Source organism: Marinibactrum halimedae (assembly GCF_021234875.1).
GTDB lineage: Bacteria > Pseudomonadota > Gammaproteobacteria > Pseudomonadales > Cellvibrionaceae > Marinibactrum > Marinibactrum halimedae.
In genome coordinates this window covers 219863-239983 of the sequence record NZ_JAJQVM010000003.1, presented here as the reverse complement: position 1 = coordinate 239983, position 20121 = coordinate 219863, and the positions used below count along the sequence as shown (strand labels likewise).

The window sequence follows — 20121 nt, the reverse complement described above, 5'->3', positions numbered from 1 at the left end:
CATGAAAGTATTAGTGATAGGTTCACAAGGCAATGTTGGCCATGCTTTAGTAAAGCACTTAAAAAATACAGGGCACAATGTAACAGAATGCGATTGGCATCCAGGTTACCGGCCCAATTATTACCAAGCCGATATTACGATGCCCCTAGACTTACTCAAAGTGTATGACTGTGTAAAACCAGATGTTGTATATCATTTAGCCGCCATGGTCAGCCGAGTCACATGTGAAGCGGCCCCCTCTCTGGCAGTGACCACAAATTTGGTAGGAGTACAAAATGTTGCTGAGTTGTGTAAAAAATTTCAAGCAAAAATGATTTATTTTTCCACCTCGGAAGTGTATGGAAATCAACCTGAAGAACTGGTTGAAGAAACAACAATACCACAACCTAACAATCGCTATGGTTTAACCAAATATCTAGGCGAAAAGCTGGTTGAATACGAAGTAAAAAATCATGGATTAAAAGCCGTAACCGTTAGGCCCTTTATGTTTTACCATGAAGACGAAACCCACGGCGACCACCGCTCCGCCATGATTCGATTCATCGAACATTTATCAAAGAAAGAAAAAATAGACGTTCACCTTGGTAGTGAGAGAGCTTGGCTACATTTAGACGATGCAGTCAACGCCTTAGAAGCCCTTATGCACATAGATGAATACCGTATTTTCAATATTGGCCACAGCGAGTATGTTAAAACTGAGCAAGTAGCAGAACTAATCGCCAAAGAACTCGGTGTGAAGTTAGAAGATTATGCCAACTTTATTCAACTCCCAGAGAAAATGACGCTCATCAAACGTCCCAATACTACCCTTATGGAAACCCTATTAGGAGTCACTCCCCAAATCTCTCTTGAACAAGGCATCAAGCGAGTGATTGCTAAATTTAAACAAGATCAGAGTTTTCCTGATGTGAAATAATTTTAGTTCTTGTCACTGAACCTAATTAGACCTTCCTATTATTTACTCGTGTGAATAATGATTACAACATATTGATCTTTTCTCTTCTGATGACACCTAAAAAGTCTCATTTCTCAGAATGGCACCACTGAGAGCGAATTCATCAAAATCTCAAGTTATGAGATCTCTCTTCAAGATATACATCTTGCACTGTCACGTCATTATGAATACTATAAGTATCATATACATGAGGTAAAAATGACTGAATTTATTAATACTATTTTGAATGGCGACTGTCGAGAGATGCTGAAAATGTTGCCCAGTGATTACATTTCAGCCTGTATAACAGATCCACCATACAATTATGAATTTATAGGGCATAAATGGGATAACTCTGAAATTCAACGCAGAAAAGAGCGAATACAAGATAGTAAAACGCTAGTGAAAAATATTCCCTATGGTTCAGGCTTGGCTGGTGGAGTAAGAAATAAGCGATGGTATGAAAAAAATCGTCAAAATATTTTGGAATACGAAGACTGGTGTCATGAATGGGCATTAGAGCTTTATCGTGTATGTAAACCTGGAGCCACCATTTTAGTTTTCAACAGCACCCGCACAGTCGCACATGTTCAAGTGGCCCTTGAAAAAGCCGGCTTTTATGCTCGTGATATCGTTGTTTACAGAAGGTCAAGCGGGATTCCTAAAGGAATCAATATGCAAAAAAAGCTGGAGCAAAAAGGTTTTAAAAACCCCGAAGAAATGGAAGGCTGGCATAGTTGCCTAAGAAGTGAATGGGAAGCAATATGTGTTCTCCAAAAACCATTAACCAATAACTACACTGAAACACTGATACAACACGGCACTGGCCTATTCTATACCAAGATGGAAGATGGTGGCTTTCAATCAAATATACTGGAAAATATAAAACGGGATAAAACACCTGACTACAATATCCACTGTACCGTTAAACCTCTAGACTTGATGAAAAAATTAATCAATATTTTTGTTCCCAGAACAAAAGGATCTATTGTATTAGACCCTTTTGCTGGATCGGGAACAACTTTAGTTGCAGCAAAAGATGCAGGCTTAGATTATATAGGTATAGAAATTGAACCCACATACATAGACATCATAAACCAGAGGCTAGACCACTCAGACGAGTTAAAAGGTAACTTCTCGCTTTTGTAGTTAAATAATTTTTTATGTCAAACCCACACTTTTCTCTCACAAAGTCAAATGAAGCTTGCTCTGTATAAATTTCCCAGCCCCCATTTTTACATGCGGTTATAGCTGCTGGAAGATTATCCTTGCGAAGGAATAAGAGAATAGGCGTGTAACCTTTATCTCTTAATAACCCCCCATAATCTTTAAACTTTTTCAAAGTACCGGAATCACCAGATCCGATACGGTACTTTGTATCGATTGCATATTGACCAAGCCTAAGATCACACGGTTCATCACCACCAACTCTTAATGCTGGCTTATAACCAGGAGCCCCTTTACAGGCCTCTACAATAAGCGACTCCCAGCACTTCCCAAGCTCTCTCCCCCCAATATTGTCTATTCTCTCGCTTGAGCTGCGGGGTAATGCCGAATACATCCATCAGTAAATCATAGTCATTATTTTCATCTGAATAGACTTTCTGCATGAATGATAAATGGTATTTTCTGAGCACCTTATCTAAATTAGCTCTCATTTCAATCGATATCCTCCGTAAAAAATGAAACCAATGGTTCGCCCAGAGATTGAGCAATTTTTTCTGCATTAAGCAAAGTAATATTCCGCTCACCTCGCTCAACAGAGCCAATATATGTTCTGTGCAAGTCACATAAATCAGCAAGCTCTTCCTGGGAAAGAGATTTAAGACTTCTAAAGTGACGTACACGTCGACCAAAAACTTTTGTTACGTTCATTAGGTTATACTCTTCGCCTGCATACTATAAGTCGACAGACTATAAGTAGCACTAAAACGTGTTCATCACCCCACTTCCTACGAAAAATTTCTATTTAAAAAATACCTCATGTAACACTTTTTCGTTGAAACAAAAAACAAACTGAAATTGGTATTAAATCATAAATCTATTTTTAACAAACTAAAGCGAGAAAGTAATTCATGGTATGATCACCATAACCCCATTACCTTGGCATCATTCTTATGCTTAACCCGTTTCACTCACTCACACTGTCGAACTATCATCAGGTTATGCATCGCTTCCTCTGTGTTCTTCTACTAACCTTCACTACCTACCCATCTCTGGCTCAAGAAGGACTGGCTCAAGAAGGACTGGCTCAAGAAGAACTGGCTCAAGAAAGACTGGCTCAAGAAAGACTGACCCAAGAAAGACAATCACATGAGTCAACCAATCCGCCTCTCAAACAACTTTCTTATAAGGTTCTTGATCGCCAACCCCACGACAGAAGCCTTTTTACACAAGGCTTTCTGGTCGATGGGCCTTGGATTTATGAATCCAGTGGCCGCTATGGTCAATCTAAGTTGGCACGATACAAAGAAGCGGACTCTTCGTCGTTTTATGCGATGAAACTCCCAAGCCGAGTATTTGCCGAAGGCATGACATTGTTTGACGACCACTTTTATGTGCTAACGTGGCAATCCCGAAAAGGGTATGTATATGACAGAAACTGGATACTTAAACGTACGTTCCATTATGAAGGTGAAGGCTGGGGGCTGACCCATAGTGACTCACACCTGATTATGAGCGACGGCTCAAACCAATTGCGATTTTTGAACCCGAAGTCTCTTATCGTCGAACAAACCCTTACCGTTACCGGTGACGATCAAAACTGGGATAACTTGAATGAACTGGAGTTTCACGATGGACTTATTTGGGCCAATCGTTGGCAGCATAACCACATTATTGCCATTGACGCCAAAACCGGAAAGGTAAAGGGCATTTTAGATTTAACCGACCTCCACCAAACTAGGCCTGGAAAACGTCGTGAGCGCGTTCTTAATGGCATCGCCTGGAGTGACGCAAGACAGGGGTTTTGGGTAACCGGTAAACTTTGGCCCACTCGTTATTTAATACAAATCCAATAATTATTTTTTATTCTTATTAAAGAGGACTATACTCTTTCAAAACAGTCAGCTCTAAGTAGTAAAAGGGGCTTTAGTTATGAATACACTAGACACTCTTATTAAATGTGCTCTAAATAAAAAGTACTCTAAATAAAAATTGCCCTGACTAAAATTTTTTCTAATTAAAAGCTGCCCTAGCTAGACTTCGGTCTTCTTTACTTAACCATTCAACTGTCTTATGCACCTCCCTTCTATTCCAATTTACTTAGCGAGCGGCTCCCTACGTTATTGGTTATATTCGATTTTTTGTAAAGCTCTAGCTTATGCATTACTGATCATCTGCACGGTATTTGTTTTTAACTCTTCTGTCGCAATAGCGGGAAGTTTTCAGCAAAAAGGGGCAGCAGCAATACGCTATGACCTCCGAGAAGACCGCCCATCACGGACACAATATCGATTACGGTGGTTTCCTCATTACCAATTTACGAACGAGAATTGGTCACTGCATGGCTTTGTTGTCACCGGTGATGATTTTTCATCCAACTATAATACGCTTGGTAGCGGTGAAGACCGCTCACTGGAATTCCGGCATCTTTATACCCGAATTAAGCACAATAACGGAAAAACCGAATTAGGCGTTATTCCTCCTTATAAAGGCCGTGTCTCATCCACCGGCCTCAGTAAAGATGGGTGGATAACCGGGTTACGCCATGTGCATTCGTGGAAAAAGTTCGGCCTTATGGAATGGGTTATCGGCAGCTTAGACCACCTCGATGAGCCCAGCGTTTTTAAACGCAACCGTAAAATCAATTATTTGGAAATGGAATTCTCGTCCTCTGAATACAAAGGTTTTCGCTACGAACTGGCCTATGAAGCCATGTTGGAAGATCATTTTATTCGAGGTGAAATCAGAAAATCACTTTTCAATACAACCTTCTCTAAAAACACGACATGGGCCTTTGAGTTTGTACAAAATATTGAGAAAAGTGCATTGAAATTAATCGTCAGTATGGAAGCAGAACTGCCGTCTGCCATAGGCGATATTGACTGGTTTAGTTATTACACTTATGTGGATGAAGACTTTGGGGAACGCGGCGAATTAACGGAAGACTTTATCAATTTTGGCCATAGTGTGGTCACAGAGGGCTCCATCCCAATTGTTCACGGCTTAAAAGGGTTTACTAAAGTGGAAATCGCCGAGCAACAAAACCGCTTTCAATTGGGTCTGGAATACAAATGGTAATATATCTCCTCCTCCCTATTCTCCACTCTCTCACCGTCCTTTAAACATTGCCGATAGCCCTTTAAACATTGCCGATAGCCCTTTAAACATTGCCTAAGCGGTGGGAGGTAGCGACGGTCTTTAAACGTTGGGTCTTTAAACAATGGACCGTTAACTGGCCACGTCAACCCATTCATATTCCAAGTCATCAAGAGAAGGCGCCTCATAATTCTCACGCTGCTTTTCCAACTCACCCTGCAAAGCTTCTTGAGCTTGAACAAAATCCACCAGAATTCGGCCCACTTTTTTTACTCGTGCTAACCATTGCACATTCGAGTGGTTACGCAAAGCTTGGTCGGGAGCAATGGCCGATAAGAGTAAAGTCGCAAGCACATTTTTACTGGTTGTAACCCTATTTTGAGAAAATACGCTGCCTTGCAACGATAGCTGACCTTTCGGCAAACAGTGTTCTCTTATCAATTGTGCCATCGTCGTTCTTAAGGTTGCATCCGTGTCAATTTTCTCTATAAAACTGAATACCTGCTCTAAATGTAACGACGTCACGCCTTTAATATCAAACCCCAATGCCTTAACAAAATGCTTTTGAAGTGTATTCAATTCAAGGCCCGATTCTGTATTTTCACCACAGGAGGAAGCCGATAAACTTACCAAAGAACGCTTGTGAAATAGCATTGTGTGATGCGCTAAGCTCACCCAATCCTGAGTGACTGCCACATTGGCTTGGTCGAGAAGAATGTGGCCGCTATTACTGCCATTGGCCGTACCACCTTTCGCCCTATATTCACACAACAATTGCTGTAAGTGAAAACTGACATGATGGCGCAATTGAGCATGACGAAGGGACAACTCCTTTAGGGAATAAGGGTTTTTCTCTGCCACTAATCGCTCATAAATCAAAGCGGTTAAAATTTCCCGTTCTCTTCCCATCATTCCAGTAGCTGCGTCATATCGAGAGCCGAAAAAAGAACGCTTAAGGCCCTTCCCACTTGTCATACTATCAATGGGCTTACCGACACCAAAAAACGTTCGATGAATTTTTTCGATGGACGACTGGCTTAAGCTCTTTAAGAAGCGTAAACCATCAAAGTAATCATAACGAGAGGTCATAAAGCCAGCCTGAAGCGCCTGAACTCGGTAGCGCGTCCCTTCACTGTTTACGATATCAATACTCATAGTGTCTTCTCCTTATCCTCGATAACCGTCATGATAGCGACCAACTGGGCAGGCACCGCGCAGAAAAATCGCAATAATTACTCAAATGAGCCCAAGCAAAGGGTGGCAGCATCTACATACAAAAAGGTATCTACATCAAAGGTACCTATGTCCACAAAAAAGCCGCCCTTAAAAGGACGGCTTAATCAATACCAAAATGGCTCTTCGACGGGTATTACATCCTATTACACAAGCAACAATTACAAGGGTAACCTTGCAAGGACAAGACCGGTCGTTAGCGCTCTACAGAGATACCCAAACGGTCTGTCACCTTACCGTTGAAGGTGCCATAACGGTTAAAGTCTTGGTAAATGGGTAGCCATTGTGCCCAACTTTCCTCGTAGTACGCGGCTGGATCATAACGTTCGACATCCTGACACTCTAAAAACTTATCACCAATTTGAATAAAGTTGGCATCAATATCAATCTTCCTAGCATTGACCTTAACCGTATTACCAGAGATATCCAAAACCTTACGAGACGTACGTAAACGCTCAAAATTCAGGTTAATGTAAAAATCCTCTGTATCCACACCGCTTCGGTCACAATCAATCACCTGATCGGCTGCCTTCAGGTAATGCAAATCCAATCCCCAGTGTGGTCGGCTTGTAAACTCATTGCGATCCAGCAAAACCTCTTGGTGTTTTTTAAAGTACTTCTCTACCCCTTTTAAACCCTGAAGATTAATAATTTCCATCATAGCCGTATCACGCCCGTGCATCATAGAAATATGTGCATCAGAAGCTTTTACAAAACGAATTGCCAGAGGTGCCATTTGCACCACATTTTCTTGTCGTAATGCTTCAATAATTTCAAATTGCTTATTCACAGCCGGAATAATTTCATTCAATGAAAAGGCAACCTCTATTGCATACACCGCCGTTTCATTAATCACTCCAATATTGAATACTTTATGACTGACGTTAATGTACTCCTCGTCTAACTGCGTCTCTAATGCCGTATCAAGAGTCTTAACCGCTAATTGGGGAGACGCATTCACAGCACCTTCTACCACTTTCTGGAAAGTGACTGCTAATTGCTGCAATAAATCAGAACCTTTTTCTGCTCGATATGGGCTAGGTTCTAAAGGCTCTTTGGAAATCCAGCGTTTGGTTAATAGCACATTGTAATCGCCATCCTCTCGCGGATACGGGTTAACTTGTAATTCATAAAAGTCAGGCTCAATTCCTTGAGGGTTTAACAACCCTCCTTCTACCAAATTAGATAAAAATCCGTTATGACCTGTAATTTCTTTCCAGGTGGTTAATACACGGTTTTCTTTAATCCAGTATTGATCAAAGACTTTTAACACATACGCATAAACCACTCCCATTGACCCGATGCTGACACGCATTGCGCGAAATGTTTCATCGTCTTGAATTAATTCGACAGGAATATCCGGGTTTTCAGGTAAATACCCTTTAAACGTCTCTGGGTTCGTAATGCCATCGGTTGGTTCGATTTGAAGCATTCGTCCATCATTACTCACCACCTGAATACTCGCCACAATGGAGTCCAACGCCCCTAATTCAAGGCTGGAACCATGAGTTGCGGTCATGGTTGCCCCTGCAATAGTCTGGGCATCCCACCCACCCAAAATAGGAAACCCCAACCCCTTTTCATCGAAATAGGCATTCAACTCTCGAATGGTCGTACCACTTTTTACCCTAACCAGATTGAACGACATTTCCGTACCGCTACGCATCGTGACTGTCTCGTTAAAGCTCGCTTTAAGCTCGGCATTTTCCAAGGGTAAAGGGCCATTTAATTTATGTGGATACAACAACACATCTTCCGTTACGGCAACGTCCGATGGCGAATGCCCAGAACCGGTCATGCGAATACGCTGATGATTATCTTGAGCGGATTTTACCGCTGAAATGAGTTCCTTCGCAGTGCTGGGCGAAGAATAGTCCGCAGGTTTAACTCGTTGAGTTCCCCATACGTTCTCAAACACTCGACCAAACAAACCACCTGCATGACACCCAGCAAGCATAAAACCAACAACCGCAATCCATAAGAAGCGAACCAATGCCTTTTTCTCAATACGGCTTAACGAAACATCACTTAATGAAAAACACCTTATAGTCTTCATTTTTGTCTGCCACCCCTTTTTTGAGATTATTTATCGTCGTTTTTTACTACCACCCATTATTTAAGTACAAAATCTTCATTGATAATGAAAACACGTCAGCAGCCATGAGGATTACCCTAAAAGCCACAATCAAATAATGGTTTTATATGAAATAAATTTACCTGACAGGAAAATCGGGGAAGGAATTTACTACGAAGAGTGTTTCAGGTTTAAGACACCCGTTTTTCAATATCGGAATCACCCCTATAAATCTTCTATAGAAGTCTACTTTCACAGGCACTCAAGGTTCTTAAACTCCATCACTGAACGTCAGAATCTTTATATTTATCGATGCTTACTACTCATATAGAATATTGATAGCATCTGTGATCAAACTTTATCGTTAGTAGCTTGATAAGAAAGCAAGGGTACCAATGGCGGCACTATTTAACCCAAAAATCAACAAACAAGAGGTTTTACACGCCAATCATACTTTCGGGCGTGATGAAAAAACCAACACCACGATACTGGTTAGCCCCAGTGCCTCACGCAATCATGCCACTATTGCATGGGATGGAGAATCTTGGAAAATTAAAGATTCAAGTACAAATGGGACCTTTATCGATAACCATCGCCTGCCTCCTGGCAGGTACCACCCCTTACTTCAAGGTGCCAAAATTCAATTCGGGAGTATCCCTTCAGAAACCTGGGAAGTCGTTGATACCGCCCCTCCTGTGACGGGTTTGATTCCTTTATCGGATACACAACCGTTTATTCCCCTTCACGACGTTTACCTCCTCCCTATACCGGATCACAAGATATTACTGCTCTTATCTGAGGGTGGGCTCTGGCAGTGCGAGGCTAACGAAGAGCGCTTTACCTTGCAATCAGGCGATAAAGTGGGAGCAAATGGACTGTTCTGGCAATTTGTGGATGCCAGGCCCTGCGCGGCAACCGCCATCATTACCCCTGCAAGCATCACCAATAACATTAAATTTTGCTTTCAAGTCAGCCCCGATGAAGAACACGTTTCATTGAAGTTAGTGGTAGATAACCTAACCATTAATTTAGGAGAGCGAAACCACCATTACCTGCTCTTACTGCTGGCCAAACAAAGACTCAAAGATGCCAATAGAGGATTGGATGTATCTGACCAAGGCTGGATCGATAAAGAATTATTAATGCGTATGATGAAAATGGCAGAGCAACACATTAACATTCAAGTGCATCGCTTCAGAAAACAAGTAACCAAAATGATTCCTAATAGCTCCACTTTGCAACAAGTCATTGAGCGCAGGCCAGGAGAACTCCGCTTTGCCTATTCCGACATTGCTATAGAAGGCGGATTCAACGTTCAAGCGAAATAAATTGGAACATTAGCAATGTGCCTGAATCATTTTTCTCATTGAACTCGTTAACAATCAATGTTTTGGGTCCACCGATGGCTGAAAACAAAAAGAGGTCCCAAAAATCAAGAAAAATGTACAGGCACACATTTACTATCTGAACGACTATCTCAACTACTATTTCAACTATTACTATTCCAGCGATTGTCTCACTACCGTGTCAACATTGAGTCAACTCACAGCGCTTGAATCAATTTGGTACACAGATTATGTCTGTGGGACACACACCACGCCGAAAGGTAATTCGACAGGTACTTGACCTTTAGGACAAGGCCGAACGACTTCAATAATCTCTTCAACTGCCTCTTTCACCCCTCTTAAGTCACTCCCAACAGACAGCACTGAGCCACCCGTTGCTTTCGCAAGAGATTCTGCAGAGCTGGATGCTCTGAATAATGCGGCACTTGAAACTGCTTTACCAGTTTGCTTATCCACCAATGGCATCATTTTTCCGCCCATTGCCGCTAATGCCGTAGGAAGAGGATCGGGCGTTAAGATAAAATAAGTATTATTTTGGGAAGTCATTGCATTAAGCGCATCATTATAATCTGCTGGATTATTTACTACACCCGCATAAGGGTAATCCGGCTCGAAAGGATCATTGTGATACACCAATGGAGACGTAAAGTGCATGGTGAAAGAATTGGTAATGGGGTTAAAGCCTAAAGACTGAGGCGGAATATCGCCTAGATCAACATAATCCCCATCACCATTTAAATCTAACCCAACTCCCGTGTTGGCTTGGCGAATTGCCTCGTACTGCGACTCTGGAGTATCACCACCAACACCATTAGTTAAATTTTTTAATGCTGCTCTGAATAAGGTTAAGTCTTGATTTAATGTCGCTTCCACCCGGTAGGCATACTCGCCCGCACCACCGTAAGGGCTATAAGGAAAATCAAGATGTGAAACCAATGCAAAACGCGCATTAGGATCTACCAGTTTAATAGGATCAATTACCTCTGCTTCCATTCTGGATTTCCAGTTGGGCAATAAAGCACCCGTACTACCCGTCACATCCAAAATAATAACCACATCTAACGCAGACGCAGGCATGGAAACACCCATGGCAGTCGCCAACACCGCACCCGCAACACTTGCACTAACAGCACTTTTTTTAAGCATTTTTTTAAGAAACATCGCTATCCCCTATGAAGACAAAACAGTGAATACAAACCGTGAGCACAAAATAAATTACATAAAAAACAGACGGCTTATAAAAAACTCTATTTCAGCTTGCGCAATCAAGCGATGTCATTGTACTGGTAATGGATTTTAATTTAGAATTTATCATGACAAAAACAAAGTGAGAAACGCCAACACTAGACCCTTTTAACATCAATTATTTTAATTTTAAAAAAAACGGGGAATATAAAAGTTACGAAAAAAATCAACAAAACGAAACATTTTTTTACAAATTACATTTTATTGACAAACACATTGCAAATCACAAAAAAAGAAAGAATCATCTACAAAAGAGAGAAAAATACTCCTATTTTTATTTGTAATTTCGACGAAACTCTTGGTACTTTTTTAAACTTCCCTTTACCGCCTCTGCAGGGTATTTTTTTTCATTTTTGCCAGCCTTAACATTAACCGAGCGAAGTAAGTTGATGCCTAACACATCCGCCAAACGCACCAAGTACAACAGGACATCTGCCATTTCATCAGATACCTCTGCTTTTACCTCCTCACTCAAGTTAGCAGACGCCTCCAGCGACAACCACTGAAAATGCTCCATTAATTCAGCAGCCTCAATGGCGACAGACATAGATAGGTTTTTCGGTGAATGAAACTGATCCCACTCACGCTCTTTCGAAAACACACGAAGATATTCTGTTATATCCTCAATGGACAACATCTCTTTCATATATATCACCTTTTATTCACCCGATTAGAGAACAATACAATAAGCGCGGTTATACGTGATGCACTTGAAGCATCACCAGAACAGGCTATGTTTTATTGAGATAATAGAAGAGACGGTGTATTTCATCCTGAGATAAGGCATTCATTCGTGCGATATTACGCTCGGGTATCTCATCGACATCGGGGTAAAACTCTATTGCTTTCTCAAGGCGGTCTTCTCGAAGAAGGTGAAAAATAGGGTAAGGCGCACGGTTAGTATAATTTTCCGCATCACTGACAGAGGTTCCGGCAAATTGATATTGAGGGTGAAAACTGGCGACTTGTAATACCCCTTCCCAGTCATTACGGCTCAGCAACAAATCCACTTCATTAAAAAACTGATTGTAATCATGAAAATCTGACAACGCATTGGGTGTAATCACTAACGTTGTTTCAGTCGCCTCATGAGATACAGACGATAAAAGAACACATTCGCTGTAAATAGAGTGAAGAATATCTTCCGGTGCAGCACTAGGTGCCACACAATAACGGATAGTGTTCTCCGCAAAAGGTTTGGCCGCAAAAGGGCAAAGCCCCAGCCCAACAACCACTTCTCTTACCCAACGCTGAGTAAGTTCTACCACCTCTTGCGTATTAGTGACCTGCGTGTTAATACTTTGCATAATGACGTTCTCATTAATAATACTTAACGTCATTTTATCTTAAATAATATAAGAAAATAAATGCATGTATGAGAGCAAAATAATCTCCTTGATATGTCTTTTCATCACGCACATCAATAAGATTTTTTCCGTTTTTTTCTTGGTTTTCTTTGGCCGGTAGCTGTATTTGCTTTTTTGCGTTTGTAGGTTGTCCGCTTAGAATAAGTCGCCTTTTGATCACCCAACCCTCGTAGCCCCTCTGGTATAACCGTTTGGCTTTCTAATACTAGCGTCCCTACCTGTTCAATAAGTGGAGTAATCATACTGTCGTAGGTGCTGCGTTGTTCACTAATGGCACTGAGTTGAAATTCCCACTGAGCAGTCATATCAGGTAAGGTAATACGTTCTGGTAGTGCCCGAATAAAAGCTTGCCCTGAATCGGTCGCTCTTACCGCTTTGCCCTGGCGCTCAAGAAACCCTCGTCGAAACAACAATTCAATGATTCCCGCACGAGTCGCTTCCGTTCCTAACCCATCGGTTTCACGTAATACTTTTTTCAGCGCCGGGTCTTTCACGTATTTTGCAATTCCGGTCATCGCTCCCAGTAAAGTGGCATCAGTATAAGGTTTGGGGGGCGATGTTTGTTTCTCAACCACCTCAGCTGCTTCCGAATGTAAACGCTGACCCGGCACTAACGCTGGCAGTTGACTATTATTGACCTCAAACGGATCTGAGCCGGAAGCATCAGAATTCCACTGGAAATTCTCTCTTTCTTTTAACGTTTTATCTTTTCCCCCTTTCACCTCATTTTCTTCGGCTTTAAATAGCACCTTCCATCCAGGCACTTGCACCTGCTTACTGGTTGCAATAAATTTTCCTCCTTCAATCGTTATCGTAACGGTTGTTTTTTCAAATCGGTGATCAGGTAAAAATTGAATTAAATATTGTCGACTGATTAGCTCATACACTTGCCGCTCCGCAAGCGTGAGTGATTGAGTATTACTTAATGATTTTTTCGTTGGAATAATAGCGTGATGGGCCCCAACTTTCTTATCATTCCAAGCGCGGGATTTCTGAGCGAAAGATAAAGAAACCTCCACCAAAGCGGACAACCCCAATTGCTTAGCATTGCCCTGAACAACCCCTGCCACCATCGATGCATCATTAAAATGTTCCAGAGGGAGATAACGACAATCTGAACGAGGGTAGGTAATTAATTTGTGCTTTTCATACAAAGATTGAGCCGCATCTAAGACGTTTTGCGCACTGAGCCCAAAACGTTTATTTGCGTCTATTTGTAATGCGGATAAATTATGCGGTAGCGGGGGTGGAATCCGTTTCGGTTGGGCTTCTACTTTCACCACACTGGCGGGTTTATGACTAATGCGACTAACCACATTTTCGGCTAAGGCACGGGATAAATTTCGTCCTGATTCGTCTAGATACGGTAAGCAATGTTCACTGGGAACCCACTTAGCCCGAAATCGTTCCTGATTTTCAGTGAATAAATTTGCCCATACCTCATAAAAAGGCTTGCTTTGAAACTGAGCGATTTCTTCATCCCGACGCACCACCAACCCCAACACTGGGGTTTGCACACGTCCTACTGACAATACACCTTTGTACCCACCCTTTTGCCCTTGCAGTGTGTAGGCACGGGTCAAATTAATACCAAATAGCCAATCTGCCCGAGCGCGCGCCAAAGCAGAAACAGAAAGCGCAATAAACTCAGAGTTATCTCGAAGATTCGCTATTGACCGGCGAACGGCGGAAGCGTTTAAATCAGCGATCAAGCATCGTTTTATTTTGCGTTTTTTCTCGGCAGAAACGCCGACATAGTCAATCACCTCATCCACCAATAGCTGACCTTCCCGATCAGGATCACCAGCATGGATTATACCTGTAGATTTTTTAATCAACTTGCGAACAACGCCCAATTGCTTAGCGGTAGAAGCTTTGGTCGTTAACTTCCAAGGATGAGGGATAATGGGCAAATGAGTATGAGACCATTTTTTAAATTCACTGTTATACACTTCAGGTTCGGCTTGTTCTAGCAAATGGCCAATACACCAAGTGACCACAGTACCATCTGCTGCCGTCACAAAGCCCTCAGACTTAACCAGCGGCTTAGGCAGCACCTCAGCGATGGCGCGCCCTAAACTTGGCTTCTCTGCGATGTAAACAATCATTACTCAACCCAATACTGTTTTTTAATACAGTAACCAGATTTGGGAATGATCTCAAGTCCATCATAGGTTTATATTTTCACACATTGCCGCTTAATTGAACTAAAATACACATTTTCACGACAACGTCTTAACAAAATGAAATTATACTAAAGATTAAAAACATAAATCGTTGCCACCCACTGAAAATTGGCTACACATAGGTAAGAAGACTCAATCCTTTAACCTTAAGCCGGGTGATATCGATGAACATCATCAGTGCCATCTCGAAGGCCACTCAAACCGAAGACGCGCTTGCTGACGTCCTTGATGGCCTCGGAGTATCGGCTAATACCGATACTCATCACAAAGATTCACACTCGATCCCTTCGATCTTGTTTGTGTCTTTTTGTGAAACCTTAAACGCACATGAAATCCACAAGACGCTAAAAGAACAGTTGTACTGCCCCATTGTTGGCGCCTCCTCTTGCTTAAGCCCACTCACCACACGCTCTCAACAGCTGGATGTCTCACTGTCCGTACTGGCAATCTTCGACTCAGAAGGTAATTATGGTGTTGGCCAAGCCATCATGACGGAACAAAATGATGCTCACCAAGCCGCCGCAACAGCAACACAACAAGCCTTACAAAAATCAGATCGTGCCTTGGAAAGCCCAACAGCCATCTGGTGTATGCTCACCCCAGGCAGTGAAGAGCTTGCTTTAGAAGGCATTAAAAGTGTTATTGGGCCTCACGTACCGGTGTTTGGCGGTTCTTGTGCGGATAACAATATTGAAGGTCATTGGCATGTGCTCAATGATGTGGGCGCACACAGTAATGCTGTGGTTGTCGTTACCCTTTACCCTTCTACCCCTCTCGGACTTTATTTTAGCTCGGGTTATGAGCCCACCTCACACCGCTTTATTGCCAGCCAATGCCATCACCGAACCGTCGGGAGGCTCGACGGAAAACATGCCGCAGACTGTTACAATACAGCTACACAAAACAGCATTCATCAACAATTAAAAGGTGGAAATATACTCGCCTTAAGCACACTCAATCCTATGGGCCGTAAAGTCACATTACCCGATGGTATTGATGATTTCATTTTATCCCATCCTGAGGCCGTAACAGAACATCGCGAATTGACCTTCTTTTCAGAAATTCATAACGGAGATGAACTCATCTTGATGCAAGGCAGTACACCAAATTTAATCGCTCGTGCAAAACGCGTCATTGAAAATGCCATTTCCTTATTACCCATAGGGCGCTCACCTGCCGGGATACTGATGATTTATTGTGCAGGCTGTATGCTGGCACTGCAAGACAACATTACCGACATGCTGAAAGAATTAAACATCGCTTTTCCAGCACTCCCCATCATGGGGTATTACACCTTTGGTGAGCAGGGGCAGTTTTCCGATGGCGTAAACCGACATGGCAATTTAATGATCTCTGCCGTTGTGCTGTCTTCATCAACGACCTCTTCATCAACGATCACCTCTACAACAAATTCTTCTACACTCTCTCCGATGAATTCTCAACCCAATTTGTAAGCGGTCATGCGTGTTATGAAAACCACGGTAGAAGAACTTCAAGAGCAATTAAATCATGCCTATCAGCTTAGAAAGAAAGCTGAGTCAGAACAGCAACAAACCGAAGTTATTTTAAGAGGGATTACGGCATTATTAGAGGCAAATACCAGCGATGATTTATTTGCCAGCATGTACGATATTTTTCGACAAATTGTGCCCTATGAAGCCTGTTTTATCCTCCAGCAAAACAAACCCAGATATCTTATTTGCAGCTCAAGTACAGACACCAACATGGTAGGCACCCAATGGTTGGTGGATGATATTTTAAAGCGAGTCATTAATGGCAGCACACTGGCCGTCTTTAATATTCACTTGCAACCAACATGGGAAAAGATTCCTGAAGAGTTCAAAAAACCTTACACTTCGGCTTTGTACTCCCCTTTTAAGGGGCCACAAAATGAAGGGGTATTAGTCTTTGCTCACAAACAAAAAGGGTTCTATGTTCAAACTCACATCGACATATTAGAGAACTATAAAAACTTCACGAGTCAAGCACAATTAGGTGTGCAAACCAAACTGCTGGCAATAGAAAGCTATGCTTTACGAAAAGAAAAAGAGAAAATGGAAGCCACATTGATCAATGCCGATAAAATGGCCTCAGTAGGGTTACTGGCTGCAGGTGTAGCCCATGAAATTAATAACCCTATGGGCTTTATCAATGCCAATCTTAATTACACACTAAAACAACTCAAACAAATTAGGGATTATCTTGCTAACTTACAAACATTTCTAGATGATCTTTCTATAGAGCCCAACTTCAAACCCACAGAAAAAATAAGCACCCTTATTTCAGACTTCTCTCAACAAACGCCCTTAAAAACCGTAGAAGCTATTTTAGAAGCCTCACAAGATTCCTTAGATGGTGTTGAGCGCGTCCGCGTTATTGTAGATGAACTGCGTAACTTCTCAAGACACTACGAAGAAAATGATGAAGATGTGGACATTAATGAATGCCTCAAAAGTGGATTAAAATTGGTGAACAACGAACTTAAGTACCATACCAAAGTTGAATTGAATTTAGGCGAAGTTATGCCTATCAAAGGTAATGGTGGAAAACTTACTCAAGTCATTACCAATTTATTACTCAACGCAGGGCAAGCCATCGACGAAGGTGGAATTATTATCATTCGCTCTGGCCTCAGTCATCATAAAGATCATGACGAGTGCGTATGGTTTACCATTAGCGATAGCGGTTGTGGCATTTCTCCAGACCAAATCAAGAGCATTTTTACACCTTTCTATACGACAAAGCCCGTGGGGGAAGGCACGGGGTTAGGACTCACCATAAGCTACGATATTATCGACAAAATGGGGGGCACTATTGAGGTGGATAGCCAACTTAATATCGGCACTACGTTTACCATCGCACTCCCAATTAAAACCTCAGTACCAATTAAAACCTCACAATAAGAGACTTTATTCTCAAGAGGCTCATAACAGAACTAGAAATTAAGAACTTTAAGACAATTTTGCTATATAACGATTATTTACATTGTAAAAAGTAATCTCAACACAACACTTGGAATAATTTGCGCCAAAATTAACTAACCGATTTAAATCAAGTTACCTTCATTACTGCCGATATGAAGTAAGAATAAGGAAACATAACAAGCATTCAATATAACAAGCGAGCAGCACAAACTGTCAAGTGAAGCAGACACGCAGAAAAAACACAGAAAAGGCATATAACATCAGAGCCCAATAAATATTGGCAAAACTGAGACAACAAGAAGAATAAAAATGGCGTATAAAAATCAAAAGACTGAATACCAAGAGAAACCTACATTACTGACAATGACGCTTATCACCCTCTATGACAATGATAGATACCACAGGTCATCCAAACTTAATATCAATTAATTGAACAAACTAATTAAACAAGGACTTGACTGAGGCCAAACAATGTTTTTGAAAAAACTTTCCATTCGCCATAGATTATTTTTTATCTCTATCGCTCCTCTTGTTGTGACTGCACTGATTTTACTGATGGTGGCCATCCAACAAATCAATAATCTTATGACCACTGAGGTTCAATCTGCTGAAGAAATGCTGGTGGAGGCTAAAAAGCAAGAACTCAAAAACATTGTCGACATGGCCTATCGCACCGTAAAACCCTTGTATGAGAAAGGGGGAAGTCGCTTTGAAGCAGTGCAAATCATGAAGAATATGGAATTTGGTCCTGATGGCTACCTATTTGGCTATGATAGCGACTCAATCCGCATCTTCAGTGGTTCAAGCAGTACCAACATAGGAGAAAGCTACAGAGATTTTAAAGATGCCAATGGTGTCTATTTGATTAATGACCTCGTCAAAGCCAGTAAAAACAACCGCCTTGGAAGCGGAGACGAATTTATTACCTATCACTTCCCAAGGCTGGGAGAAACCGTGCCTGCCGAGAAACTCTCCTATGCTATTTATCTTGAAAAATGGGATCTCATGATCGGCACCGGTATTTATATTGATCGCATTGATGAAGAAATTAAAGTCTTTGAAAGGTATATTCTAGAGGCACGCAATAACCTAGTCACCTCCATCAGCATCACCTCTGGAGTGCTTATTATCATCATGGTTTTTATTAGTATTACTGTCGTCAATTCTATCCTTACTCCACTTTGTACCGTCTCCAACTCCATAGCCAAACTCAGTAGAGGGAACGGAGACCTCACTCAACGAGTTCCGGTACAAGATAAATTCGAAACAGGCGAACTGGCAAACAACCTTAATGGCCTATTGGAATCGTTACAGCAAACGATGAAACGGGTTTACCAGGTGGCGAGTGATGTAAAAACTGAAACCGATGCTTTGGCAGAGCGTGCTGATCGTATTAAAGATGTCAGTGTTCAACAGCACACCGAAATTGACCTAGTGGCGTCTGCCACAACCGAGATGTCGGCCTCATCCCATGAGGTGTCAAACAATGCTGAAAACGCCGCCAATGCAACCCGAGGTGCTGACGATAATGGTAAACATGCCTTAGAAAAAGTTCAGCGCAGTAGTGATGAAATGGAACAGCTGGTGAAAGAGATGAGTAAAGCCAGTGATGTTGTGAAAGAAGTAGGGGACGATGTAGAAAACATCGGTGCCATTTTGCAAGTCATCGAAAGTATTGCTGAACAAACCAATTTACTTGCCCTTAATGCCGCCATTGAAGCTGCTCGAGCGGGTGAACAGGGGCGAGGGTTTGCGGTCGTTGCCGATGAAGTTCGCAATCTAGCCAGTAAAACACAAGGCAGTACCGAAGAAATTCAACAAATGATTAGCAAGCTGCAAACCGGTTCTCGCTCTGCAGTGCAAGTGATGGAACAAAGCATTAAACGCAGTAGCGCAGCCGAAGAAAGCGTCACAGAAACCTCTTCTGCATTAAATGAGATTGCCTCATCCCTTGGTGTTATCACCGATATGACCTCTCAAATTGCCACCGCCAGTGAAGAGCAGAGTTTAGTGGGTAGTGATATCAGTAAACGTATCGTAGAGATTTCAGAACAAACCGCAGGCTTGAATGACATCGCCCTTCAAAACAACCATGCTGCCGAGGTTTTAAGAAGCAAAACAAAAGAATTGGAGGATATCGTCGGTCAATTTAAACTTTAATGGAAGGATTGACGCCTAACTCTAGATTATTTAAAAGTAAGAGGCTATCTTAAACTAAGATAAACGCTATTTATGATAGCCATTTTTAATTAAAAGAAACAAAGCAATTATCATTTTTACAGGTATTCATTTATAAGCTCAACAAATGGATACCTAAGCTTTACAAAAGCGCCGCTTAAAAATCAGCACACCCAAAACAACCAATTGTTTTACTTAAACTTTTTTCCCGAAGCATTTAACACTGATAAAACAACTGCACCTATTACCTCACCATAAAAACAGATTAATGAATAATCTGCCATAGCCATCTCTCTTTTAACCAGCTCTAGAATAATCCCATCATAGATTAAAATAAAAGAACGGCCTTACTTACCCATAGAGCAACCCTTAGA

General features: G+C 41.8%; 16 protein-coding genes. 8 read left to right on the top strand and 8 right to left on the bottom strand.

Annotated features, from left to right (window positions below; all coding sequences use genetic code 11):
* Position 1: 1 nt before the first annotated feature.
* Complete coding sequence (locus LU351_RS03325) at positions 2-916, top strand: NAD-dependent epimerase/dehydratase family protein (RefSeq protein WP_232592579.1); 915 nt, start codon at positions 2-4, stop codon at positions 914-916.
* Between the two features lie 237 nt (positions 917-1153).
* Positions 1154-2083, top strand: coding sequence for a DNA-methyltransferase (locus LU351_RS03320; protein ID WP_232592577.1), 930 nt, complete (start codon positions 1154-1156; stop codon positions 2081-2083).
* Here the strand turns inward: LU351_RS03320 and LU351_RS03315 are convergent.
* Both LU351_RS03315 and LU351_RS03310 read right to left on the bottom strand, forming a co-directional pair.
* Positions 2025-2495, bottom strand: coding sequence for a hypothetical protein (locus tag LU351_RS03315; RefSeq protein ID WP_232592576.1), 471 nt, complete (start codon positions 2493-2495; stop codon positions 2025-2027). The two genes, LU351_RS03320 and LU351_RS03315, sit on opposite strands and share 59 nt — an antisense overlap.
* Before the next feature lie 98 nt (positions 2496-2593).
* Positions 2594-2809 (bottom strand): helix-turn-helix transcriptional regulator, encoded by a 216-nt coding sequence (locus LU351_RS03310; protein WP_232592575.1) that lies wholly within the window; start codon positions 2807-2809, stop codon positions 2594-2596.
* A gap of 242 nt (positions 2810-3051) precedes the next feature.
* On the opposite strand from LU351_RS03310, the gene LU351_RS03305 reads away from it, so the two are divergent.
* Together LU351_RS03305 and LU351_RS03300 are read left to right on the top strand one after the other, a co-directional pair.
* A complete protein-coding gene (locus LU351_RS03305) occupies positions 3052-3954 on the top strand; it encodes a glutaminyl-peptide cyclotransferase (protein ID WP_232592574.1) in 903 nt (300 codons plus the stop codon).
* Between the two features lie 217 nt (positions 3955-4171).
* On the top strand, positions 4172-5176 hold the full coding sequence (locus LU351_RS03300) for a hypothetical protein (protein ID WP_232592573.1): 1005 nt from the start codon (positions 4172-4174) through the stop codon (positions 5174-5176).
* A 150-nt stretch (positions 5177-5326) separates the two neighbouring features.
* Here the strand turns inward: LU351_RS03300 and LU351_RS03295 are convergent, their stop codons facing one another.
* Together LU351_RS03295 and LU351_RS03290 are read right to left on the bottom strand one after the other, a co-directional pair.
* Positions 5327-6349 carry a hypothetical protein gene (locus tag LU351_RS03295; RefSeq protein WP_232592572.1) on the bottom strand — a complete coding sequence of 341 codons (1023 nt, stop codon included), beginning with the start codon at positions 6347-6349 and terminating at the stop codon, positions 5327-5329.
* A 274-nt stretch (positions 6350-6623) separates the two neighbouring features.
* The gene (locus LU351_RS03290; protein WP_232592571.1) at positions 6624-8483 is read right to left on the bottom strand and encodes an FAD-binding protein; all 1860 of its coding nucleotides are present in this window, start codon (positions 8481-8483) and stop codon (positions 6624-6626) included.
* A 413-nt stretch (positions 8484-8896) separates the two neighbouring features.
* Between LU351_RS03290 and LU351_RS03285 the strand changes: the two genes are divergently transcribed.
* The gene (locus LU351_RS03285) at positions 8897-9829 is read left to right on the top strand and encodes an FHA domain-containing protein (protein WP_232592570.1); all 933 of its coding nucleotides are present in this window, start codon (positions 8897-8899) and stop codon (positions 9827-9829) included.
* Between the two features lie 246 nt (positions 9830-10075).
* Here the strand turns inward: LU351_RS03285 and LU351_RS03280 are convergent, their stop codons facing one another.
* From LU351_RS03280 to LU351_RS03265, 4 genes are all read right to left on the bottom strand, one after another.
* Positions 10076-11008 carry a vWA domain-containing protein gene (locus LU351_RS03280; protein ID WP_232592569.1) on the bottom strand — a complete coding sequence of 311 codons (933 nt, stop codon included), beginning with the start codon at positions 11006-11008 and terminating at the stop codon, positions 10076-10078.
* 358 nt (positions 11009-11366) lie between these two features.
* Positions 11367-11738, bottom strand: a complete 372-nt coding sequence (locus tag LU351_RS03275) for a nucleotide pyrophosphohydrolase (protein ID WP_232592568.1) — start codon at positions 11736-11738, stop codon at positions 11367-11369.
* Positions 11739-11823: 85 nt separating this feature from the next.
* The gene (locus tag LU351_RS03270) at positions 11824-12399 is read right to left on the bottom strand and encodes a DUF1415 domain-containing protein (protein ID WP_232592567.1); all 576 of its coding nucleotides are present in this window, start codon (positions 12397-12399) and stop codon (positions 11824-11826) included.
* Between the two features lie 113 nt (positions 12400-12512).
* Positions 12513-14567: a DNA topoisomerase III gene (locus tag LU351_RS03265; RefSeq protein WP_232592566.1), complete on the bottom strand. Its 2055-nt coding sequence runs from the start codon at positions 14565-14567 to the stop codon at positions 12513-12515.
* Positions 14568-14809: 242 nt separating this feature from the next.
* Between LU351_RS03265 and LU351_RS03260 the strand changes: the two genes are divergently transcribed.
* From LU351_RS03260 to LU351_RS03250, 3 genes are all read left to right on the top strand, one after another.
* On the top strand, positions 14810-16099 hold the full coding sequence (locus LU351_RS03260) for an FIST signal transduction protein (RefSeq protein WP_232592565.1): 1290 nt from the start codon (positions 14810-14812) through the stop codon (positions 16097-16099).
* A gap of 15 nt (positions 16100-16114) precedes the next feature.
* The gene (locus tag LU351_RS03255) at positions 16115-17548 is read left to right on the top strand and encodes an ATP-binding protein (protein WP_232592564.1); all 1434 of its coding nucleotides are present in this window, start codon (positions 16115-16117) and stop codon (positions 17546-17548) included.
* Positions 17549-18040: 492 nt separating this feature from the next.
* Positions 18041-19729: a methyl-accepting chemotaxis protein gene (locus LU351_RS03250; protein ID WP_232592563.1), complete on the top strand. Its 1689-nt coding sequence runs from the start codon at positions 18041-18043 to the stop codon at positions 19727-19729.
* Positions 19730-20121 lie beyond the last annotated feature (392 nt).